24 protein-coding genes are annotated in these 21794 nt (G+C 70.9%); 10 read left to right on the plus strand and 14 right to left on the minus strand.

Annotation, left to right across the window (positions count from 1 at the left end):
• From LG391_RS20705 to LG391_RS20720, 4 genes are all read right to left on the minus strand, one after another.
• Window positions 1-1092, minus strand: coding sequence for a glycosyltransferase (locus LG391_RS20705; RefSeq protein ID WP_225769944.1), 1092 nt, complete (start codon window positions 1090-1092; stop codon window positions 1-3).
• Between the two features lie 9 nt (window positions 1093-1101).
• A complete protein-coding gene (locus tag LG391_RS20710) occupies window positions 1102-1698 on the minus strand; it encodes a histidine phosphatase family protein (RefSeq protein WP_225769945.1) in 597 nt (198 codons plus the stop codon).
• The gene (locus LG391_RS20715; protein WP_225769946.1) at window positions 1695-2792 is read right to left on the minus strand and encodes an inositol-3-phosphate synthase; all 1098 of its coding nucleotides are present in this window, start codon (window positions 2790-2792) and stop codon (window positions 1695-1697) included. Before LG391_RS20715 ends, LG391_RS20710 begins: the two co-directional genes overlap by 4 nt.
• 144 nt (window positions 2793-2936) lie before the next feature.
• Window positions 2937-3440, minus strand: coding sequence for a sigma-70 family RNA polymerase sigma factor (locus LG391_RS20720; protein WP_225769947.1), 504 nt, complete (start codon window positions 3438-3440; stop codon window positions 2937-2939).
• A 277-nt stretch (window positions 3441-3717) separates the two neighbouring features.
• Here LG391_RS20720 and LG391_RS20725 point away from each other — a divergent pair, with 277 nt between their 5' ends.
• Entirely contained in the window at window positions 3718-3963 is a 246-nt protein-coding gene (locus tag LG391_RS20725; protein WP_225769948.1) for a hypothetical protein, read from the plus strand.
• A 160-nt stretch (window positions 3964-4123) separates the two neighbouring features.
• Here the strand turns inward: LG391_RS20725 and LG391_RS20730 are convergent, their stop codons facing one another.
• Window positions 4124-5338, minus strand: a complete 1215-nt coding sequence (locus LG391_RS20730) for a zinc-dependent alcohol dehydrogenase (protein ID WP_225769949.1) — start codon at window positions 5336-5338, stop codon at window positions 4124-4126.
• Between the two features lie 189 nt (window positions 5339-5527).
• Between LG391_RS20730 and LG391_RS20735 the strand changes: the two genes are divergently transcribed.
• A complete protein-coding gene (locus LG391_RS20735) occupies window positions 5528-5902 on the plus strand; it encodes an avidin/streptavidin family protein (RefSeq protein ID WP_225769950.1) in 375 nt (124 codons plus the stop codon).
• 27 nt (window positions 5903-5929) lie between these two features.
• On the opposite strand, the gene LG391_RS20740 is transcribed toward LG391_RS20735, so the two are convergent.
• The 3 genes from LG391_RS20740 to LG391_RS20750 are packed head-to-tail and all read right to left on the minus strand — an operon-like array spanning window position 5930 to window position 7284.
• Window positions 5930-6817, minus strand: coding sequence for an alpha/beta fold hydrolase (locus LG391_RS20740; RefSeq protein ID WP_225769951.1), 888 nt, complete (start codon window positions 6815-6817; stop codon window positions 5930-5932).
• 45 nt (window positions 6818-6862) lie between these two features.
• Window positions 6863-7075, minus strand: a complete 213-nt coding sequence (locus LG391_RS20745; RefSeq protein WP_225769952.1) for a CBS domain-containing protein — start codon at window positions 7073-7075, stop codon at window positions 6863-6865.
• Window positions 7072-7284 (minus strand): CBS domain-containing protein, encoded by a 213-nt coding sequence (locus LG391_RS20750; protein WP_304608528.1) that lies wholly within the window; start codon window positions 7282-7284, stop codon window positions 7072-7074. The genes LG391_RS20745 and LG391_RS20750 overlap by 4 nt, the downstream gene beginning before the upstream one ends.
• A gap of 162 nt (window positions 7285-7446) precedes the next feature.
• Here LG391_RS20750 and LG391_RS20755 point away from each other — a divergent pair, with 162 nt between their 5' ends.
• Complete coding sequence (locus LG391_RS20755) at window positions 7447-8211, plus strand: SDR family NAD(P)-dependent oxidoreductase (protein WP_225769953.1); 765 nt, start codon at window positions 7447-7449, stop codon at window positions 8209-8211.
• Between the two features lie 17 nt (window positions 8212-8228).
• A complete protein-coding gene (locus LG391_RS20760; RefSeq protein WP_225769954.1) occupies window positions 8229-8837 on the plus strand; it encodes a cysteine hydrolase family protein in 609 nt (202 codons plus the stop codon).
• Window positions 8838-8891: 54 nt separating this feature from the next.
• Here the strand turns inward: LG391_RS20760 and LG391_RS20765 are convergent, their stop codons facing one another.
• From LG391_RS20765 to LG391_RS20790, 6 genes are all read right to left on the minus strand, one after another.
• A complete protein-coding gene (locus tag LG391_RS20765; RefSeq protein WP_225769955.1) occupies window positions 8892-9836 on the minus strand; it encodes an NADP-dependent oxidoreductase in 945 nt (314 codons plus the stop codon).
• A gap of 14 nt (window positions 9837-9850) precedes the next feature.
• Window positions 9851-11221, minus strand: a complete 1371-nt coding sequence (locus LG391_RS20770; RefSeq protein ID WP_225769956.1) for a sorbosone dehydrogenase family protein — start codon at window positions 11219-11221, stop codon at window positions 9851-9853.
• 12 nt (window positions 11222-11233) lie between these two features.
• Complete coding sequence (locus LG391_RS20775) at window positions 11234-12403, minus strand: hypothetical protein (protein ID WP_225769957.1); 1170 nt, start codon at window positions 12401-12403, stop codon at window positions 11234-11236.
• Window positions 12404-12416: 13 nt separating this feature from the next.
• The gene (locus LG391_RS20780; protein ID WP_225769958.1) at window positions 12417-12722 is read right to left on the minus strand and encodes a DUF2934 domain-containing protein; all 306 of its coding nucleotides are present in this window, start codon (window positions 12720-12722) and stop codon (window positions 12417-12419) included.
• A gap of 93 nt (window positions 12723-12815) precedes the next feature.
• The gene (locus LG391_RS20785) at window positions 12816-13238 is read right to left on the minus strand and encodes a response regulator (protein WP_225769959.1); all 423 of its coding nucleotides are present in this window, start codon (window positions 13236-13238) and stop codon (window positions 12816-12818) included.
• 65 nt (window positions 13239-13303) lie between these two features.
• Window positions 13304-14764: a PAS domain S-box protein gene (locus LG391_RS20790; protein WP_225769960.1), complete on the minus strand. Its 1461-nt coding sequence runs from the start codon at window positions 14762-14764 to the stop codon at window positions 13304-13306.
• A gap of 355 nt (window positions 14765-15119) precedes the next feature.
• Between LG391_RS20790 and LG391_RS20795 the strand changes: the two genes are divergently transcribed.
• The 6 genes from LG391_RS20795 to LG391_RS20820 all read left to right on the plus strand — a co-directional run bounded on the left by LG391_RS20795 (window position 15120) and on the right by LG391_RS20820 (window position 21717).
• Window positions 15120-16295 (plus strand): helix-turn-helix domain-containing protein, encoded by a 1176-nt coding sequence (locus LG391_RS20795; protein ID WP_225770208.1) that lies wholly within the window; start codon window positions 15120-15122, stop codon window positions 16293-16295.
• A gap of 106 nt (window positions 16296-16401) precedes the next feature.
• Window positions 16402-17529, plus strand: a complete 1128-nt coding sequence (locus LG391_RS20800; protein WP_225769961.1) for a kelch repeat-containing protein — start codon at window positions 16402-16404, stop codon at window positions 17527-17529.
• 158 nt (window positions 17530-17687) lie between these two features.
• The gene (locus tag LG391_RS20805) at window positions 17688-18782 is read left to right on the plus strand and encodes a Gfo/Idh/MocA family protein (RefSeq protein WP_225769962.1); all 1095 of its coding nucleotides are present in this window, start codon (window positions 17688-17690) and stop codon (window positions 18780-18782) included.
• Window positions 18783-18817: 35 nt separating this feature from the next.
• Complete coding sequence (locus tag LG391_RS20810) at window positions 18818-19723, plus strand: sugar phosphate isomerase/epimerase (protein ID WP_225769963.1); 906 nt, start codon at window positions 18818-18820, stop codon at window positions 19721-19723.
• Window positions 19724-19792: 69 nt separating this feature from the next.
• A complete protein-coding gene (locus LG391_RS20815) occupies window positions 19793-20845 on the plus strand; it encodes a LacI family DNA-binding transcriptional regulator (protein WP_225769964.1) in 1053 nt (350 codons plus the stop codon).
• Window positions 20846-20865: 20 nt separating this feature from the next.
• Window positions 20866-21717 (plus strand): phytanoyl-CoA dioxygenase family protein, encoded by an 852-nt coding sequence (locus tag LG391_RS20820; RefSeq protein WP_225769965.1) that lies wholly within the window; start codon window positions 20866-20868, stop codon window positions 21715-21717.
• Window positions 21718-21794: the final 77 nt, after the last annotated feature.

The following is a 21794-nucleotide window of genomic DNA, read 5'->3' on the forward strand; positions in this document are numbered from 1 at the left end:
TCAGGCCTCCATGGCAATGGGTGGCGCCGGCCGCGCCGAGGCGAGCAGCGCCTCGAGATCGGCGGCCCGGCGGTCGGAGGTGTGCTCGTCCAGCACGCGCTCGCGGGCGGCGGCGCCGACCCGGCGCAGCTCGGCGTCGGTCAGGTCCAGCGCCGCCAGCGCGTCCTCGGTGCCGCGGGCCAGCAAGATCTCGCGGCCGGGCGCGAAGAACTCGTCCAGCCCGGGCCAGGCGTCGCTCAGCACCGGCGCGCCGCAGGCCGCGGCCTCGAACAGCCGGCCGGACGGGCACCAGCCCATCCCGGCCATGGCGCGGCGGGGGACGTTCAGGGTCAGCCGCGACGAGGCGTAGAAGGCCGGGTGGGCGCCCGGCGCCAGATGGCGCAGGAAGTAGATGTTGCCGCTCCCCGGGGAGCTGTCCGGGGACTGCGCCCCGGCGATGACGAAGCGCAGGCCGGGCCGCCGCCGCGCCGGCTCGACCAGCAGGGCCTCCAGCGCCGCCTGCCGGTCGGCCGCATAGGTGCCGATATAGGACAGATCGCCGGCGAATTCGGGCCGCGGCGGCGCCGGCCGGTGCACGTCCGGGTCGACATGGCCGTAGAGCGGCACGGCCAGGCGGGCGCCCAGGCGGTCGCGCAGTGCGTCGAGCGCGCCGCCGCCGGTGTAGCTGAGGACGATGTCGAAATCGGCGAGGCCGCGCGGGCCGAGATAGGTCAGCGGCTGCCCCTGCTCCAGCCGCTCCAGCGTCACCGGGGTGTCGAGGTCGTAGAAGACGTGCAGCGGCCGCGGCGCGTCCAGCACCAGCCGGGTCGCTTCGACCCCGTCCGGGCAGAAGGAGGTGACCATCGCGGCGTCGGCATCGGCCAGATGGCGCGCCGCCAGACCTCGGACCTCATCCCAGCCCGGATACAGCACCAGCTCGCCCTGCTCCAACGCGTAGAGGTCGCGGGCGCCGGCGTAATAGGGCACGTCGCGCTCGAAGAACACCACCCGCCAGCCGCGGCGCGACAACGCCCGGATCAGGCCGCGCCACAGCGTGGCATGGCCGTTGCCCCAGGAGGAGCTGACGGTGAGGCCGAACACGACGAGCTTCATCGCGGCCCCCTAGTCGACGGTCTCGTTGAGGCCGAGCAGCCGGGCGCCCCAGTCGCCGATGGCGAGCCGGGTGATCGAGGCGGGCGCGATGTCGAAGCGCGGCCATGCATCGATCGCCAGGCCGAGATGGTGCAGCACCGCCGCCTTGATCACGTCGGCGTGGCTGACCAGGGCGACGCAGCGGCCGCGATGCTCCTCGACCAGCCGCTCCATCAGCCCGAGGACGCGCCGCTGCACATCCAGCATGGTCTCGCCGCCGGGGGTGCGCACCAGGCTGCGCACGGCGTTCCAGCGCTGCCACAGCGGATCCTGCTGCAGCACCTCGAAATCGCGGCCGGCCCAGCGGCCGAAATCGATCTCGTCCAGCTCCGGCGCGGTCTCCACCGTCCGGCCGCAGGCCACGGCCAGCGCCTGGGCGGTCTGCTGTGCCCGTTCGCGCGGGCCGGCGAGGACGGCGTCGATACGCTCCAGCCGCAGGCGCTGCGCCAGGCGCTCGGCCTGCGCCCGGCCAGCCTCGCCCAGCACCACGCCAGGCATCCGGCCGGCCAGGAAGCCGCCGACATTGTCGTGCGCGGCATGGCGCAGCAGCAGGAAGGTGGTGGTCATGCCGTTCCCGATTGCGGGTCGCCGGCGATGAAGCGCAGCGTCCGCTCCCGCGCCACGGCGTCGGTGAACTGCTGCGGCGGCGACTTCATGAAGTAGCTGGACGGACCGACCAGGGCGCCGCCGATGCCGCGGTCGAGGCCGAGCCGGGCGCAGCGCACCGCGTCGATCACGATGCCGGCGGAGTTCGGAGAATCCCAGACCTCGAGCTTGACCTCGGCGTTCAGCGGCACGCCGCCGAAGGTGGTGCCCTCGAGCCGGATATAGGCCCATTTCCGGTCGCTGAGCCACGGCACGTAGTCGCTGGGGCCGACATGCACGTTCTCGGCGGCGAGCGGGATGTCGAGCTGGCTCATCACCGACTGGGTCTTGGAGATCTTCTTCGATTCCAGCCGTTCGCGCTCGAGCATGTTCTCGAAATCGGTGTTGCCGCCGAAATTCAGCTGGTAGGTGCGGTCCAGCCGCACGCCGCGCTCGCGGAACAGGTTGGTCAGCATGCGGTGGATGATGGTGGCGCCGACCTGGCTCTTGATGTCGTCGCCGATGATCGGCAGGCCGTGCTCCTCGAAGCGCTGCCGCCATTCGGGGCGGGAGGCGATGAAGACCGGCATGCAGTTGACGAAGGCGCAGCCGGCCTCCAGCGCCCGCTCGGCGTACCATTCGGCGGCGTGCTGCGACCCAACCGGAAGATAGGAGACGAGGACGTCGGTCCCGCTTTGCCGCAGGACGCCGGCGACGTCGGCCACCGGCTCGTCCGACTCCTCGATCCGGTCGCGCAGATACTTTCCGAGGCCGTCCAGAGTGTTGCCGCGCTCCACACGCACCCCCGTCGGCGCCACATCGGCGAAGCGGTGGGTGTTGTTCGGCGGGGCATAGATCGCCTCCGACACATCCCGGCCGACCTTGCTGGCGGCGACATCGAAGGCCGAGGCGACCTCGATATCGCCGACGTGATAGCCGCCCAGCTCAATGTTCATCAGCCCCGGCGGCGGCTCGTTGCCGCCGGGTGTGTCGCGGTAATAGGTCAGGCCCTGGACGAGCGACGAGGCGCAGTTGCCGACGCCCACGATTCCCAGGCGAATGGGTTTCGAGCTCACGCTTTCGACTCCCTGCGTTGCGGCGCGGGTCGGATCGGGAGAGGCCGGGCCGGGGCGGCCCGCCGAACGTATGTTCCTGCTGGGCCAACGGCATGATCGGAAGGCCGGTTCCGGCCGATTCCGCGCCGGCCGGGAAATTCGCCCCTACCAGGCGATGCCGGTCTCGTGCCGCAGATGCTCGCGGGCGCGGCCGAGGCGGGAGCGGACGGTGCCGATCGGGATGTGGAAGGCGTGCGCCGCCTCCTCATAGGAATCGCCGTTGATCGCGACCGCTTCCACCAGCTCGCGGTGGTGGCGCTGCAGCCGGTCGATGGCGCTGCCCAGCCGGGCGAGGTCGAGGACATCGTCCTGGCTCGGCGGCTGCGGCCCGTCGAAATCCTCGGCCGGCACGGCGACCAGCCGGTTGCGGCGCTCGAACTGCGACAGGAACACCCGCTTCATCACGACGCAGAGCCAGCCGGCGATGTTGGTGCCCGGCTGCCACAGGTGGAACTTGTTGTAGGCGCGCAGCAGCGTGTCCTGCAGCAGGTCCTCCGCGTCGGCGCGGTTGCGGGTGAGGGATCGCGCATAGCGCCGGAGCTCGCATATCACCGGGGCGACGACGGCGGTGAATTCGGCGCGATCCATGGCACGACGTTGGTCCGGCATGGGGTCTTTCCCTTCGACACTGGATGCCGCCCGCATTGAACGAAACGATCCGAGGCGACAATAATTGCGAGGAACATAAGAACTAACCTCGCCTTCAAAACATAGTTCCGGCATCGAATTTATTATCAAATGATAAAAAAGATATTCGACTAACAAATGTTTTCTTCATCACCATCCAAATAAACATCCCCCTCAAGTCCGCAGCTCGACGGAACCATCGGCAGCACTGGGCCATTCCAGAACTGTAACCCCCTATACCCCGATGGATCGCCCGGTCATGACAGTCGTCCGCTTTCCCGATCTCCAGGCCCCGGAGGCCGAGCACGTCTCCTGCGACCAGTGGGGGCGGCCGATGTTCCGCTTCATCGTCGAGTATCCGCATCTGAGGACGCCGTCGGGCCGGGACCGGGTCTGGTCCGCGACGATCTGGGCCTATGACCAGGAAGACGCAGAGGCCCGGCTCGCCGCCATCCGCAGTGCCGGCCGGCTGTCCGGCCAGGTGCTCGAGACCGGGCCCTGGTAGTCGCGACGTCGCCGCTCACAGACCGTTGGAGATGCGCTGGCGTGAGTCGGCTGGCGGTGGTTTCGAGAACCGGCGCGCCGCGGACGTTATAGTCCGTGAGCACCGGAAGCGGAGAAACCGCCGCCAGACGGCCGCGCCAGTAGCATTTCCAAACGGTCTCTTACGCCTGAGGCTCCAGCTTCACCTTCAGCCAGCCGGGCTCGCGCCGGTCGAACGCCTCGAACGCCTCGATCGCGCTCCCGATCGGGTCGACCTGGGTCAGCATTGCCGCCGGGTCGATGACGCCGGAGCGGGTCAGCTCGACCAGATGCGGGATGTATTTCCGGTGATTGCAGTTGCCCATCTTGACGGTGAGATTCTTGTTCATCGCCTCGCCGATCGGGAAATGCTCCGCCGCCAGCGGATAGACCCCGATGATGCCGAGCGTGCCGGCCTTTGCCAGGGCCGTCACCGCCCAAGCCAGCGCCTGGCTCGGCGCGTCGCCCGGCTGCCACTGCCCGTCCCGCGGATGCGCGTCGGGCGCGATCTCCTCGACCTCCTTCTCGAAAGCCCGCTTCTTCTCCTTCGCCTGCCGGGCCGCCGGGCCGTGATGGGCATGGACGGCATCGACACCCACCGCGTCGATGACGCGGTCGACGCCGATGTTGCGGGTCAGGTCGAGGATGGTCTGGACCGGATCCTCGCGCTCGAAGTTGATCGTCTCGGCGCCCTGGCGCCGGGCCATGGCCAGGCGGTCCTCGTGCCGGTCGACGGCGAAGACGCGCCCGGCCCCCATCAGCTTGGCGCTGGCGATCGCGAACTGGCCGACCGGGCCGCAGCCGAACACCGCGACCGTGTCGCCGTCGGTCACCTCCGCCAGCTCGGCGCCGAACCAGCCGGTCGGGAAGATGTCGGACATCAGGATGGCCTGGTCGTCGCTGACGTCGTCCGGGATCTTCACCAGGCCGACATGGGCGAAGGGCACGCGTGCCTTCTCCGCCTGCAGGCCCGGGATGGCGCCGTTCGCCTCCGGCCCGCCGAAGAAGGCGGTGCCGGCGCGGTTGCCGCCGGGATTGGCGACGTCGCACTGGGCGTAGTAGCCCGCCCGGCAATAGGCGCAGCTGCCGCAGGCGACGGTCGAGGGGATGATCACCCGGTCCCCGACATCGATGTTGCGGACCAGGGATCCGAGCTCCTCGACCACGCCGACGCCCTCATGCCCGAGGATCGTGCCCGGCTTCATGCCGGAGACGGTGCCGCGCACGAAATGGAGGTCGGTGCCGCAGATCGCCGAGGCGGTCAGCCGCACGATCGCGTCCGTCGGTTCCTCGATCCGCGGCTCGGGCACGTCGTCCAGACGGATATCGCCGATGCCGTGAAACACCACTGCCTTCATGACCATGCTCCTTCAGGGATCTGCCTGGCCAATCGGGATCGGCCGCGGTCGGTTCCTCCCGATCCGGCCGGATGCGGCGCCTCCCGACAGGACCGCCCAAGGCTGATGGCGTGCCCGCAGCCCGCGCATCGGGGAAACCGGATCCGGAGACGGTCCGTTCACCAGGGATCAGGTTGAGGAGGTGTCGGCATGGCGTCCTGGAACGGCACATGGCGCAACCAATACGGATCGACTGTCGTGATCGAGGAGGACGGCGGCGGCGTCATCCGCGGCGTGTTCCGCACGGCCCTGGAGGACAGCAGCTTCTTCGGGCAGGACGTCCCGATCCACGGGGCGGCCCATGGCGACGTCATCGCCTTCACGGCCGCCGGCAGCGGGACGGCCGGATCGGCAGCGGTCAGCTATACGGGGCTTCTCAGGGACGGCAAGCTCGAAACCCTCTGGCACACCGTCGCCGACCAGGCCCTGACGGCGGCCGAGGAAGGCGTGCCGGCCGAGATCAGGAAGGTCCCGGCCTGGCGCGCCTTCGGCACCAGCCTGGATACGTTCGAGCGCGTCGGCTGACCGGATCGCCGAGCGGGCCGGCTCCCATCAATGCGACAGCAGGCGCCGCACGGCCGCGACCACCTCGCCGGGCGCTTCCCGCGGCACGAAATGCCCGACGCCATCGAGGACCCGGCGCTCGTAGCCGTTGCCGAAGAACGCCTCCTTGCCGGCGGAGGTGTCCGGCAGGTTGTCGCCGTCGCGGGCGCCGTGAAGCATGATCGTCGGGACGCCGATCTGCGGCGTCCGGGCCAGGCGGCCTTCCACCTCCTCATGCTCCGGGGCCCCGGCCGTCTCGCCCCAACGCTGCAGATAGGCATGGATGCTGATCGCGGCCCAGTCCGGATTGTCCCAGGATGCGGCGCTGGCCTGGAACTCCTCTTCGGTGAACCGCCAGCCGGGCGACCAGCTCTCCCAGAGGTACCGGCACAGCCGCCGCCGGTCCGTCTGCATCGCTTCGCGCCCCGCCTTCGTCGCCACCAGCCATTCGTACCAATAGGCCTTCGCCAGCTCGTAGGGCATCTCCCGGACGGGCGTGCCGGTCGCGTAGCCGGCCGCCATCGCCACCAGGCCCCGCAGGCGCCGTGGAAACAGCGCGGCGGCGGCGTAGCCCGCCCGGGCGCCCCAGTCGTATCCGACGATCAGCGCATCGCGAAGGTCGAGCCCCTCGACGAAGTCGGCGAGGTCCTGGCCCAGCGCCGCGATGGCGCCGCTGCGCATCGTGTCGGCGGAGAGGAACCTCGTCGGACCGCAGCCGCGCAGATAGGGCGAGTAGACACGGCATCCCGCCTCCGCCAGCTGCGGCGCGACCCGGTCCCAGCACCGGACGTCGTCCGGCCAGCCATGGACCAGGACCACGGGCACGCCGTCCGGGGGACCGGCCGTCTCGAAGGTGATGTCGAGCCAGGGCGTCCGCACCAGCCGGGTCGTCGCCATGAGCAACTCCTGTCCGCACGCGCCGATGGGCTGGCGGCGCCGGGCTCAGCCCCGCCCGACATTCGGACGGGAGATCCCGCCCAGCGCTTCTCCGGCCGAGCCGTCGCCCTTCATCGCGACGTCGCCCAGCGACAGGATGCCGACCAGGCGCTTGTCGCGGTCCACCACCGGCAGGCGGCGGAGCTGGACATCGCCCATATTGTGGCTGACCTCGCCGAGATCCTGGTCCTCGAAGCAGTACTTGACGTCGGCGGTCATGATGTCGGCGATCCTGGCGTCGGGGCCCAGCCCCTGGCCACGCCGCGGGTCGCGATGTCCCGATCGGTGATCATCCCGACCAGGCGGTCGTTGTCCCCGACCGGCAAGGCGCCGACATCGAGGCTCGCCATCGCCTGCGCGGCCTCGCGGATCGTCTCGCGCGGATTTGCGACATGCACGTCGCGGGTCATCGCTTCGCTGACTCTCATGCTGGTCTCCTTCTCCAAATGGCTGTCTTCACGAGTCAATGGACCCGATCCGGATCGGTTCCGGCGCTCGCCCGCTCGCCGGAACCCGGGTCCCGAGGGTTCTGTTCTTCCCTCAGCGGCGCCGGCTCGGTCGCCGCCGATCCAATCCGAAAGGGAAGCCGGATGCAGCGATTTCAGGGCAAGGTCGCGATCGTGACCGGGGCCGGATCGGGCATCGGCGAGGCGACCGCGCGCCGCCTGTCCGCCGAGGGCGCCGCGGTGGTCCTGGCCGACCGCGACGAAGAGAGCATCCGCCGGGTCGCCGGCAGCCTGCCGCCGGACCGGACCCTGGCGCACCCGGTCGACGTCTCCCGGTCCGACGCGGTCGACGGCATGGTCAGGACGGCGGTCGAGCGCTTCGGTCGGCTCGACATCCTGGTCAACAACGCAGGCATCCATGACGGCGGCGACCCGGCCGGGATCAGCGACGATCGCTGGCGCGCCGTGATGGCCACCGACGCCGACGGCGTGTTCTTCGGCTGCCGGGCCGCGATTCCCCACCTCGAACGGTCGCGTGGCGCGATCGTCAACACGGCCTCGGTCTCCGGCACCGGCGGGGATTGGGGGATGAGCCCCTACAACGCCGCCAAGGGCGCCGTGGTGAACCTGACCCGGGCCCTGGCGCTCGACCTCGGCCGAAGGGGCATCCGCGTCAATTCCGTCTGCCCCAGCCTGACCCGCACCGGCATGACCGAGGAGATGCTGCAGGACGAGACGCTGGTGGCGAAGTTCATCGAACGGATCCCCCTGGGCCGGGTGTGCGAGCCCGAGGAGGTGGCGGCCGTGGTCGCCTTCCTGGCCAGCGACGACGCCAGCTTCGTCACCGGCGCCAATGTCGCGGTCGACGGCGGCGTGTCGGCCTCGAACGGCCAGCCGGCGCAATCCTGAGGCCCGGCGGAAGCGGCATGGAGCGGGATGGGCTGCGGCACGGGCCGCTCGGAGACTCCGTCCTCCATCTCTGCATCGACATGCAGGAGCTGTTCGCGCGCGAGACGCCCTGGCATGTGCCCTGGGCCCATCGCACGGCGCCGTCGATCCGGCGCGTCGTCCGGCACCGGCCGGAGCGCACGGCGTTCACCCGGTTCCTGCCGCCCGAGACGCCGGAGGATATGCCGGGCGCCTGGCGTCGCTTCTACACCCGCTGGGCGGAGATGACGCGCGGCGCGATCGACCCGACGTGGCTCGAGCTGGTGCCGGTGCTGGCGGAGTTCGTGCCCCCTGCCCTGGTCTTCGACAAGCACGGCTACTCGGCCTTCACCGCGCCGGGGCTGGGCCGGCGCCTGCGGGAGACCGGCATCGACACGCTGATCGTGACCGGCGGCGAAACCGACATCTGCGTCTGGGCCACGGTGATCGGCGCCGTCGACCGCGGCTATCGGGTGGTGCTGGCCGCGGACGGCGTCTGCAGCACCTCGGACGCCACCCACGAATCCCTGCTGCATCTCTGCCGCAGCCGGTTCTCGCAGCAGATCGAGGTCGCCTGGATCGACGAGATCGTCGACGCCTGGCGATAGCCCTGGCCAGCATTTCGAACTGGCGCAGGGCGCAGAGAGTGTGGGAAACGCTGGCTAGTCCGCCGCGGCGACCTCAAGCACCAGCTTGCCGCGCAGCCGGTGCCGCTCCAGCCGCTCATGGGCGATGGCGGCCTCGGGCAGCGGCAGCACCGCGCCGATGACGGGCCGCACCCGGCCGTTGGCGATCAGCCGGTCGATCTCGGCCAGCTGCAGCCCGTTCGGCTGCACCATGTAGCCGGCGCCGCGCGCGCCGTGGGCGCGGGCCGCCGCTTCGTCGGGAGGTCCCAGGGTCGACACCAGGATCCCGCCGGGCTTGAGCACGCCCCAGGACCGCGCCTGGGTGTCCCCACCCACCAGATCGAACACGACGTCGACCGGCTCGACCCGCTCCTCGAACCGGTCGGCCTCGTAGTCGACCGCCTGGTCGGCCCCGAGCTCATGGGCGAAGGCCAGGTCGTCGCCGGACACGGTGGTGGCGACGAAGGCGCCGGCGGCCTTGGCGAACTGGACGGCGAAATGCCCGACGCCGCCGGCGCCGCCATGGATCAGCACCCGCTGGCCGGCCTGCAGCCCGCCATGGTCGAACAGCCCCTGCCAGGCGGTCAGCCCGGCCAGCGGCACGGCCGCCGCCTCGGCGTCGCCGAGCCCGTCCGGCTGCGGCGCCAGCTCGGTCCCCTTGACCACGGCATAGTCGGCATAGCCGCCGCGATCCCAGCCCAGCATGGCGTGGACCGGGGTCCCGACGGCCGGCAACCCGGCGCCGCCGCCGCTCTCCACCACCTCGCCGGCCACGTCCCGGCCCAGGACCAGCGGCAGCTGGTCCGCCTGCACCCGCGGATAGCGGCCGGAGCGGATCTTGGCGTCCACCGGGTTCACGCTGGCGGCGTGCACCCGCACCAGCACCTCGCCCCCGGCCGGATGGGGGGCCGCCACCTCCTCGACCGACAGCACCTCGGGGCCGCCGAAGCCGTGGATCCGGACGCATCGCATCGTGGTCATGGCTGGTCTCCAGGTTACGGCCTGGCCGCGGTCTGCTGCTGCGGCGCCACGCGCCAGACGGTGTTGCCGACATCGTCCGCCACCAGCAGCGCGCCGCGGCGGTCGATCGCGACGCCGACGGGCCGCCCCTGCGCGTCGCCGTCGGCGCTGATGAAGCCGGTCAGGACGTCGACCGGCGGGCCGGAGGGGCGGCCGCCGGAGAAAGGCACGAAAATCACCTTGTAGCCGCTGGGCGGATTGCGGTTCCACGAGCCGTGCTGGCCGATGAAGACGCCGTGGCGGAACCGGTCCGGCAGCAGCGAGCCTTCGGCGAAGGCCAGGCCGAGCGACGCGGTGTGATTGCCCAGCGCATAGTCCGGCACGATCGCCCTGGCCACCAGCTCCGGCTTCTGCGGCGAGACGCGGCTGTCGACATGCTGGCCGTAATAGCTGTAGGGCCAGCCATAGAAGCCGCCCTCCTTCACCGCGGTCATGTAGTCCGGCACCAGGTCGCTGCCGAGCTCGTCGCGCTCGTTCACCGCGGTCCACAGCGCGCCCGTCTCCGGCTCCCAGCCCAGGCCGTTCGGGTTGCGCAGGCCGGAGGCGAAGATGCGGGACCGGCCGCTGGCGATATCGATCTCCAGGATCGCCGCCCGCCGCTCCTCCTTGTCGAGGCCGTTCTCGCCGGCATTGCTGTTCGAGCCGACGGTGGCGTAGAGCCGCTTGCCGTCCGGGCTGGCGATGATGTTCTTGGTCCAGTGGTGGTTCAGCGGCCCGGCTGGAAGGTCGGCGACCTTCACGCCCGGCCCGACGATCTCCGTGTCGCCGTCCTTGTAGGGGAAGCGCAGCACGGCGTCGGTGTTGGCGACATAGAGGTCCTGGCCGACCAGCGCCATGCCGAAGGGCGAGTTCAGGCCCTGCAGCAATGCGCTGCGGGTCTCCGCCACCCCGTCGCCGTCGGCGTCGCGCAGCAGGGTGATGCGGTTGGCGCTCTCGACCCCGGCGCCGGCCCAGCCCTGCGCCGCCTGGTAGACCATGCCCTTGACGCCCTTGCCCTCCTCGGGCCGCTTCGGCGCGTTGCTCTCGGCCACCAGCACGTCGCCGTTCGGCAGCACCAGGAGCCAGCGCGGATGATCGAGCCCCTGGGCGAAGGCGGTGACGGCGAGGCCGGATGCGGGGGTCGGCTTGGCCCCTTCGGCCCAGCCCTTCGCCGGGGCGATGGCGACGGTCGGGATCAGCGATGTCGTCGGCTCGGGAAGCTTCGGGCTGGGCCCGATCGACGCCTGTTCGGGCAGCTGCGCCTCGCCCCCGGTGGTGGCGAGCAGATAGACGCCGCCGGCCGCGGCGACGGCCAGCACGACCACGGCCGCGACCGTCAGCGCGACAGCCTTCCCGATCCCTCTCATCGCCCGCTCACCTCAATATCTCAGTGCGGCCGCGGCCGGCACGGAGCGCGGCAGCCGGGACCGCGGCAGGCTGAAGGCGGTGCCGCCGGCCGCCAGCGTCATCACCGCCGCGAGATTCAGCAGATCCTCCTCGCCGCCGGTCTGCGTGCCGCGGGCGGTCACCCCGCCCCCGTCCTCGTCGAAGCGGCCCCAGATCGTCTCGTCCGCAGCGATCAGCAGGGAATCGACCCGGCCGTCGCGCGCGGCGGTCAGGATCTCCTCCAGCTTGATGGCGACGGTGGGCTCGGCCGTGCCGAGCCGGGCCTGGATGCGGTCGAGCACCGGTGCCGCCCTCTCGTCCTCGGGCGGCAGCAGCGACAGGGCCGCCGCATGCAGCTCCTCGTCGCGCAGCCGCGCCGGGTGGCGGCTGACGAAGTCCGGCAGCAGCTCCGGCCAGTCGCCCGCGCCGCGGACCTGGCCGGCCAGCTCCGGCTCCGCCACCAGCACCACCGGGGCGGGGTCGCCGGCCAGCCGGCGGCGCACGGCATTGACGCTGTGCCGGATGTAGTCGACCAGCTGCGTCTTGTGCAGCTCGGCCGGGCTCTCATAGCTGTGCCGCGTGGCCGAGGTGGCGCCGCCGGCGCTGCCGCGCCCGGGCTGATTGGCCTGGCGCGTGATCTCGACCTCGGTCCCGGCGACCACCTCGCTCAGCGAATGCGGCAGGTCCTGCGGGGTGATGTCGCGCCAATGCTCGCGCGTCGCCTCGAGCAGCCGCGTGCCGCCGGCGCTCATCGCCAGGATGTGGAAGCGCTCGCCCGGGCCCAGCCGGTCCAGGATCGGGCGCAGCAGGAAGCGGTGGCCGACCGCGCTGATGTCCTGCGGCGGCGCCTCGCCCAGCGGCAGGGTCTCGACCCGGTCCTCCGCCAGGAACAGCGCGAAGCCGGGGTCGAGGGCGGCGAGATCGGCGCCGGACAGCGCCCGCTCGCCCGCGTCCAGCAAGTCCTTGCGGCGTTCCGGCGTCAGGTCGCAGCTCTGCAGCCGCTGCTCCAGCGCCTGCCGCAGATGCTGCAGCTTCGCCCCGCTGCCGCCGACAGCACGTTGTACCGGCTCGGTGGCGACATAAAGGGTGACGGCGGGATCGTGGGCGGCCAGGAGCCAGTCCCGATCCCCGGTGGCGGCGGTGATGTCGGCGGTCTGCGGCATGACGGCGATCCTGTTAGCTTCGGCCGGCGGGGCGGCGGCCTTTCCGCTTCGGGTAGTCGCGGCCTTCGGACTGGTCGGTGCGCCCCGGCAGGTCGCCCAGGCCTTCCACCGCCTCGACCGGTTCGACCGGTTCGGGGTGGATGACCTCCTCGCCTTCCGTGGCGACCGGGTTGGGGCGGGTCGCGTCGCGCTGGCCGTCCTCGATCGCGACCAGCTCGCGCGCCATGTCCCAATGCGCCTCCTCCCGTCCGGAGGGGCAGCCCTCCTCCAGCCAGATGCGGTGGGCGTGCTCGCGGATGCGCCGTTCCAGATCATCCATCGCCGGTCTCCTGGACAAGGTCTTCGGGCGAAGGCCCTCGTCAGGCGAACGGGCGCGGCGGAGAGGAGGTTCCGGTCTTGGATCGCCGTCCGCTCAGGACGGTCCTGCGATCCCGTCGCCGGCCGTTTCGGCGATCGCGGCGGCCAGCTCCGCCTGGGTGTAGGGCTTCGGCAGCAGCCGGGCCCGCGGGACGCCGAGCCGGGCGCAGTCCTCCGGCCCGGCCTGGCCGCTGGTGTAGATCACCCGGATGCCGGGATGGATCTCCCGCACCGCACGGGCGACGGTCCAGCCGTCCGGGCCGGGCGGCATGTGGATGTCGGTGAACAGGATCTGCAGCGCCTGCGCGGCGCGGGCCATGGCGATCGCCGCCTCGCCGTCGGTTGCGGACAGCGGCTCCAGCCCGAGGCCCTGCGCCGCATCCTCCGCCATCATCCGCACGAAGGGCTCGTCTTCCACGATCAGGATCGCGGCCATACTGTCGCTCTCGACCGGCGCCGACCGGTCGTCGCCGGTCATGTCAGAGAACGCCCGGCGCATGGCCGGGTTCCACGGCTACGACGAAAGTCTCACTCCGATGAAGGTCACCCGGCCAGGCGGTCGAGCGGCATGGTCATCGTGATGGTCAGACCCTCGGCGCCCCAGTGGCGAGCGATCTGACCCTGCAACTGGCCCTTGACGGTGCTGTCGACCAGCCAGGTGCCGAAGCCGTCGCCATGGGCGCTCCCGGCGGCCGGCGGCCCGCCCCGTTCGGTCCAGCTCAGCGACAGGGCCTCGCCCTCGACCGTCCAGACGACGGCGATCCGGCCCGACGCCGCGGACAGGGCGCCGTATTTGGCGGCGTTGGTCGCCAGCTCGTGCAGCAGCAGCGCCAGGCTGGTCACGGCGTGGCCGCCGACGGCCACCTCCGGCCCGGCGATGGCGACGCGCCCGTCGCTCCGGTCCTCGAAGGGCGACACGATGGTGCGCAACAGGGCCTCGAGCGTGGTCGGCGTCGCCGCCTGCTCGCGCCGCAGGTCCGGCAGGGTCAGCTCATGCGCGCGGGCCAGGGTGCCGAGCCGGTTCCGCACCTGCTCCGCCAGCTCCTCCGGCGACTGCGCGGCGCGGGTGCTCAGGGTGATGACGGCGCCGGCCAGGGCGAACAGGTTCTTGACCCGGTGGCTCATCTCCCGCAGCAGCAGGGTCTGGCGCTCCTGAGCCTGCTTCCGGTCGGTGATGTCGCGGGCGATCTTCGAGGCGCCGACGATCTCGCCCTCGCGGTTCCGGATCGGCGAGATCGTCAGCGAGATCTCGACCAGGCTGCCGTCCTTCCGGCGGCGGATGGTCTCGAAATGCTCGACCCGCTCGCCCCGGCGGATCCGGGCCAGGATCTCCGGTTCCTCGCCCAGCCGGTCCTCCGGGATCACGATGGTGATCGGCTGGCCGACGGCTTCCTCGGCGGTATAGCCGAACAGGCGCTGGGCCCCCTGATTCCAGCTGGTGATGACGCCGTTGAGGTCTTTGGCCACGATCGCATCCGCGGAGGATTCCACGATCGCTGCCAGCCGCTGCGCTGCCTGCTCGCCGCGGGCGCGCTCCTCGGCCAAGGCCAAGGTCTGCTGCTCGGCACGATGCCGCTCCGTGATGTCGACCAGCATGTTCACGGCGCCGGCCAGCCGGCCCGCGGCGTCGAACAGCGGCGTCGGATACGGGATGAACGGGACCCGCGTACCGTCGGGCCGCTCGGCCACCGCCTCCATGCCCCGGATCGCCTGCCCCTGCTTCAGCGCCAAGGCCATCGGGCACTCGTCATGCGGCAGCGGCGTGCCGTCCGGCCAGTACAGCTTCCAGGAGCCGCAGAACTCGCTCTTCCCCAGCTCCGGCCGGCAGCCCCACAGCGCGGCCGCGGCCTCGTTGTAGAAGGTGATGCGCCCGGCGGCGTCGGTGGTGTAGATCGCGGCCGGAAGCGCCTGCAGGATCTCCTGCGCCGCCCGCTCTCCCGCCGGGGAAACCGCTGACGCCGGCCGTGTCGTCGCGGGTGCTGCAACCCCGGTCTTGCCGTTCATCTCTAGCCCTCTGGAAAAGATCTGCCCACGCCGAAGCCGATGGGAGAGAGAGCCGCCAGATCCGGCCGGCCGTGTTGTGGAATCTAGCCCGACGAGGCGCGGGCCACAACACAGGAACGAAGCAGCGGCGGCCGAAGGGGAATGGATCATCTCCAGTTCGCGGCAATTCGGCATGGCCGGAATTAACATTTTTTATTTTACAAACTTCAATGTATATTTGTGGCTTGCATTTATACGCATCTTGAATCTGCTTTTGACGGGCCGAAGCCGTGCGCGCGGAACCTGTGGATCGCCTGCGCGTTGACTAAGATACGTCGACATCTCAAGCGAGAGGGCTGGACCCATGCCGCTCCAGATGGCCGCTCCCCCCGCATCGTCCGGAACCCTGCCGCCCGTGGACGGCCTCCGGCCGGGCCGGCGGGACGAGCCCGCATGGGCGCGGCCGCCGCTCGATCTGCTCGCGCCCGCGGCCAGGTCGCGGCTCATCGCCGCGGACCAGCACCGCCTGGCAAAGGGGGACCGGACCGACTGGGGCGACCGCGATTGCCTCCACCTCCTCCGATCCGGCTGGATGGCGCAGTTCCGCACGCTGACCGACGGGCGGCGGCATATCCTTCGCTTCCTCATGCCGGGCGACCTGGTCGGCGTGACCTCGCAGTTCTCCGGATCGGTGCCGGCCCCCGCCGTCGCCCTCACCGACGCGCGGGTGGCGACGGTCCCGGTCGCGGAGCTGATCGACGCCGCCTCGGCCTCCGCCATGCGCCAGCTCTGCGTCATCCTGGCATTGGAGAACGCGCAGGCGCACGAGACCCTGCTGTCGCTCGGATGCCTCAATGCCGACGAGCGTCTCGCCGCCCTCCTGCTGGGGCTGTTCGAGCGGGCCGCGGCCCGGGATCTCGTCAGCGACCGCGGCCTGCGGCTGCCGCTGACCCAGCTGGACATCGCCGACGCCCTGGGGATCTCGCCGGTCCACACCAACCGGATGGTGATGAAGCTGCAGCGGGCCGGGCTGATCCGCCTGAAGGCCGAATGGCTGCAGATCCTCGACGGCCCGGGGCTGGAGGCGGTGGCGCAATGGCCGCGCCCCCTGGCCTGGGCCAGCCGGCCCGACCACGCGCCCCGGCCGCAGCCGCCCAGCGGCGTCCGCCGGCCGCCGGGCCCGAAAGCCCCTGCGGTCCCGCAGCGCACGGCCAAGCGGATCCTGGTGGTCGAGGACGACCAGGTCCTGGCCCTGCACGTGCAGGGCATCCTCCGGTCGCTCGGCTTCGAGATCCTGGGGCCGGCCCCCTCGCTCGAAGACGGGCTGCGCCTCGCCGAGGCCGGCGATCTCGATGCCGCCGTCCTCGACGTCCGGCTCGACCACGGCCAGCGGGTCTTCCCGGTGGCGCGGACGCTGCAGCGCCGCAGCATCCCCTTCTCCTTCATGACCGGCTACACCGACCCGGAGCTGGACAGCTTCGGGGCCCCCGTCATCCAGAAGCCGGTCGAGGCGGGGACCGTAACGGCGGTGATCGAGCAGCTGATCCACTGACGGGCCGCCCCGCCCGGCGATCGAATCCGCGGCGTCCGGCGTGCTGGCCGAGCCCGGCTCCGCCCCGTATCATCGAGTCTTCACGACATATTCCGGGAGGCCTCAGATGGATCGCCGGACCTTTCTTGCGGCCGGGGTCGCGACGGCGGCGTTCGGTGCCGAAGCGCTGGCCCAGCACACCGGCCACCCGGCGCCGCTCAGGGAAGCGCCGCCCTCGCCCGCCCCCTATTCCCGCCTGAGGGGCGGGGACTTCGTGCACCACCTCGAGCCCGACCAGGAAGCCCAGCGCGTGTTCGACAGCCCCGCGCCGAAAGGGCCGCAGGGCCGCTGGATCCCGCGGGCGCCGCTGCCGCTGCCGCGCAGCGAGATGGCCTGGGCGACCGCCTGGGCCGACCGGATGCACATCGTCGGCGGCTATGGCGAAGGCCGCGTCGACCGCGCCTATCACCATGTCTACGATCCCGGCCAGGATCGATGGTTCGACGCGGCGCCGCTGCCGCGCGGCGCCAACCATGTGGCCGTCGCCGCCGATGCCGGGCGGGTCTACGCGCTCGGCGGCTTCATCCAGCAGAACCGCGATCCCGACACCAACGCCTATGCCTATGACGTCGCGACGGACCGGTGGAGCACCATCGCCCCCCTGCCCCGCGCCCGCGGTGCCGCCGCCGCCGTGGCGCTGGACGGCAGGATCCACCTGATCGGCGGCGGCGGCGCGCCGGTGCAGGAGCGGGCGAGCGTCGGCTGGCACGAGGTCTACGACCCGAAGACCGACCGTTGGGAGACGAGGAAGGCCCTGCCGGGCGCGCGCGACCATGTCGGCTGCGTCGCCCATGACGGGGTGATCCATGTCGTCGGCGGACGCTTCAACACCTTCGAGTACAACACCGATCTCCATCACGTGTACCTGCCCGACCGCGACACCTGGGAGGAGCGATCGCCGATGCCGACGGCCCGGTCCGGGCACGGGCTCGTCGTCTATCGCGGCCGCCTGTTCGCGATGGGCGGCGAGGCCGGCATCCTGCAGGAGGGCGTGCCGCGGCAGGCCAAGGTGTTCGGGCAGATGGAGAGCTACGACCCGAAGACGGAGTCCTGGCAGCAGCACGCGCCGATGCCGACCCCGCGCCATGCCGTCGGCGCGGCCGTCCTGGGCGACCGGATCTATGTGGCGGGCGGCGGCGTGGTCCTCGGCGGCTCGCTGCAATCAGCCGTCCACGAGGCCTTCACGCTGGCTTGAGAGCCAGGCACCGACGGCCGCCCGATGTCTCTCCGGCGCCCCGACCGGTAACGTACCTCAAATTCCTTCGCAAAGACACTTGGTTTTCCGGAAGGATTCGCGTTGAATCTCAAAAAATGAATCGGTAACGTACCTCAAAATAGATCAGGGAGGCCGCCATGTCCGTGCCGTCGGGCTTCATCCCCGACCCCGAGATCCGTTGCCGTGACCATCGCATCGGCGCGATCGGCGCCGGGTTCATCATGGCGGATGTGCATCTGGCGGCGTATCGCGAGGCGGGCTTCCCGGTGGCCGCCATCGCCAGCCGCACCCCCGACAAGGCGCGGGCGGTGGCGGCGCGCTGGGGCGTCCCCCGGGTCCACGACACGCCGGCCGCGCTGATCGAGGACCGCGAGGTCGAGATCCTGGACATCGCCTTCCCGCCCGACCGGCAGCCGGACCTGATCCGCCACGCCCTGCGCCAGCCGCACATCCGGGCGATCCTGGCGCAGAAGCCGCTGGCCATGGATCATGCCGAGGCGCAGCGCCTGGCCGCGGAGGCCGCGGCCGCCGGCAAGGTGCTGTCGGTCAACCAGAACATGCGCTTCGACCAATCGATGCGGGTGCTGAAGCAGCTGCTGGACCGCGACGCCCTGGGCATCCCGGTGCTGGCCACCATCGAGATGCGGGCGATCCCGCACTGGCAGCCCTTCCTCGAGGCCTATGGCCGGCTGACGCTGCTCAACATGAGCATCCACCACCTCGACGTGCTGCGCTTCCTGTTCGGCGACCCGGTCGAGATCACTACGGCGGCGCGGACCGACCCGCGCACCCGCTTCCCGCATCGCGACGGCATCTGCTGCTCCACCCTGTCCTTCCCGGGCGGGCTGATGGCGGTGAGCCTGGAGGATGTCTGGTCCGGCCCGCGGCAGGAGGGCTTCGATAGCGACATCTACATCAAATGGCGGGTCGAGGGGACGGAGGGCCTGGCCCAGGGCACCATCGGCTGGCCGGACTATCCGAAGGGCAGCCCCAGCACCCTCTCCTATTGCGCGCCGGAGACCGGGGGCCGATGGGTGCAGCCGCGCTGGGACACGATGTGGTTCCCGCACGCCTTCAAGGGCGTGATGGAGCAGCTGCAATACGCGGTGAAGACCGGCGAGCCGCCGCTGCTGAGCGGCGCCGACAACGTCCGCACCATGGCGCTGGTCGAGGCCGCCTACCGCTCGCTCACCGAGAAGCGCGCCGTCCGCCTGGCGGAATTCGGCGCCTGACAACGACAACAAGCAGAACGGAGGAGGAACGCGTCATGATCCAGGTCGGCATCTTCACCGGATACTTCCCCTATTCGCTGCCGGAGACGGCGAGGAAGATCCGCGCGCTGGGCTTCAACACCGTCCAGCTCGACCTCGCCTTCAAGGACATGGACCTGTCGACGAGTGCGATCACGCGCGACAAGTGCCGGACCATCCGCGAGACCTTCCGCGACCACGACCTGCCGGTCTGCGCCATCAGTGGCTACACCAACATCGTCCACCCCGACCCGGCGGCGCGGCAGGCGAAGCTGGAGCATCTGCGGACGCTGATCCGCCACGCCCGCGATCTGGGCAGCCCCTATGTCATCAGCGAGACCGGCACCTTCGCCACCGACAGCGACTGGGTGCACCACCCGAGGAATAAGACCGAGGAAGGTTACGAGGAGTGCCGCGCGGTCATCGCCGACCTCGCCCGGACCGCCTATGACCACGGCGCGGTGTTCCTGCTGGAGACCTATGTCAACAACGTCATCGGTTCGGTCGACGAGACGCTGCGCCTGTTCGCCGACGTGCCCAGCCCCGGCCTGGGCCTGCTGATGGACCCGACCAACTATTTCGAGGCCCACAACATCGACCGCATGGACCGCGAGCTGAACCGGATCTTCGACGCGCTGGACGACCGCATCCGCATCAGCCACGCCAAGGACGTGAAGCGCTCCGGCGCCGACAAGTCGGAGAAGCATGCCGACATCGACGCGTCGGAGGCGCACAGCTTCCGCGGCGTCGGCGAGATCGAGCTGCCGGCGCCGGGGCTGGGGTCGCTGAACTACGACCTGTACCTGCAGCGCCTGTCCCGCCGGCATCCGAACATCCCGCTGATCATCGAGCATCTGGAGGAGGCCGACGTGCCCCGCGCCAAGGCCTTCATCGACGGCAAGCTGCGGGCGCGGGGGGTGTGACGTTCGGCTTCCCCCTTTCTGTCAAGCCCGGCAATGACAGGAAAAGGAAACAAGAAAATCGATCTCCGAATGAAGCAGACCACCTCTCCCTCCCCCGCCAAGGCCCGCATGGTCGACATCGCCCGCGAGGCCGGGGTCAGCCTGGCTACGGTCGACCGGGTGCTGAACGGCCGCGACGGCGTCAACGCCGAGACCGCGAGCCGGGTGCAGGCGGTGGTGCAGCGGCTGAACTACGCCCCCAACCTGGCCGCCAGCCTGCTGTCGCGCGGCAGGATCCTGCAGTTCGACATCGTGCTGCCGGCCGGCAGCAACACCTTCATCCGCGACCTGGGCGAGGCGGTGCTGGCGGCCGAGCGCGACTTCACCGCCTTCGGCGTGAAGCCGCGGCTGCACCTGATCGAAGGCTTCGATCCCGATGCCCTGGCCGAGGCGCTGCGCCGGGTCAGCCGCGGCAGCGACGGCGTCGGCTTCATCGCGCTGGACCACCCTGCGGTGCGCGAGGCGGTGGCGGAGCTGGCGGCCGCCGGCGTGCCGGTGGCGACCATGGTCTCGGACCTGCCGCAATCCGCCCGCATCGGCTATGTCGGCGTCGACAACCGCGCCGCCGGCCGCACCGCCGGCGACCTGATGGGCCGCTTCCTGGCCGGGCGCGCCGGCGAGGTCGGGCTGATCGCCGGCAGCCTGGCCTATCGCGGCCATGAGGAGCGCGAGGCCGGCTTCCGCAGCGTGTTGCGCGAGCGCTTCCCGAACCTGACCGTCCCGGCCCTGGTCGAGGGCCATGACAGCGTCGAGCAGAGCGCCGCGGTGACCGAGCGGCTGCTCGAGAGACATCCCGGGCTGATCGGCCTCTACAACATCGGCGGCGGCAACCGCGGCGTGGCCGAGGTGCTGCGCCGCCGGCCGGCCGACGCGCCGCACCTGGTCTATATCGGCCACGAGCTGACGCCGCCCACCCGCCGCTTCCTGATCGACGGGGTGATGGACGCGGCGATCAACCAGAACCCGCGGGCCGAGGCGGCGGAGACGCTGCGGCTGCTGCTGGGCCACCACACCCGCCCGGGCCCGGCCGAGCCGGCCGCCCCGGTGCGGATCGAGATCTTCACCAGAGAGAACCTGCCGTAGCCGGCAGGAGGAGGAACCCCATGCCCTTTCCCCAGCTGACCGAGGCCGACCACGCCGCCTTCTGGCGCGACGGCTATGTGGTCAAGCGCAGCTTCTTCGATGCCGAGGAGATCGGCCTGCTGCAGCAGGCGATCGCCCAGGACGAGGGCATCCGCAGCCATGTCGTGGCGCTGAAGGACAGCCTGGGCGGGTCGACCGAGCTGGCGCTGTGGAACCACCCGGGCGACGACCTGTTCGGCGCCTTCGCCCGCTGCGAGCGCATGGTCGGCGGCGCCGAGACGCTGCTGGGCGGCGAGGTCTACCACTACCACTCCAAGCTGACGATGAAGCGGCCGCGCGCCGGCGGCGCCTGGGATTGGCACCAGGATTACGGCTACTGGTACAACAATGGCTGCCTGTATCCCGACATGCTGTCGGTCGCCATCGCGGTCGACCGGGCGACGAAGGAGAATGGCTGCCTGCAGATGATCCGCGGCAGCCACAAGCTGGGCCGGATCGACCACGGAAGGGTCGGCGGCCAGACCGGCGCCGACATGGAGCGGGTGAACCAGGCGCTCGAGCGGATGCCGCGCGACTACATGGAGATGGCGCCGGGCGACGCCTGCTTCTTCCACGCCAACACGCTGCATGCCTCGGAGCAGAACAAGTCCGAGCATCCGCGCAACGTCATGTTGTGCTGCTACAACGCGGCCTGGAACGACCCGTACAAGCAGCACCACCACCCCGGCTACACCAGGCTGGAGAAGGTGCCCGACGACCGGATCAAGGCGCTGGGCCTGACGCTCGACGCCGGCCACCGCGCTTTCTTCGACCCGGAGCGCGACGAGACCGTCGAAGCGAAGACGCAGCCCGAGGGCACCGCGATGCGCTGAAGCGCGGCGATCCTCGCCGGGCTGGCCCGCGCTGTGTCAGTCTCGATGCATGCCGCCCATCGACAGCGAAGGCGGCG

The organism is Inquilinus sp. Marseille-Q2685, assembly GCF_916619195.1.
GTDB lineage: Bacteria > Pseudomonadota > Alphaproteobacteria > DSM-16000 > Inquilinaceae > Inquilinus.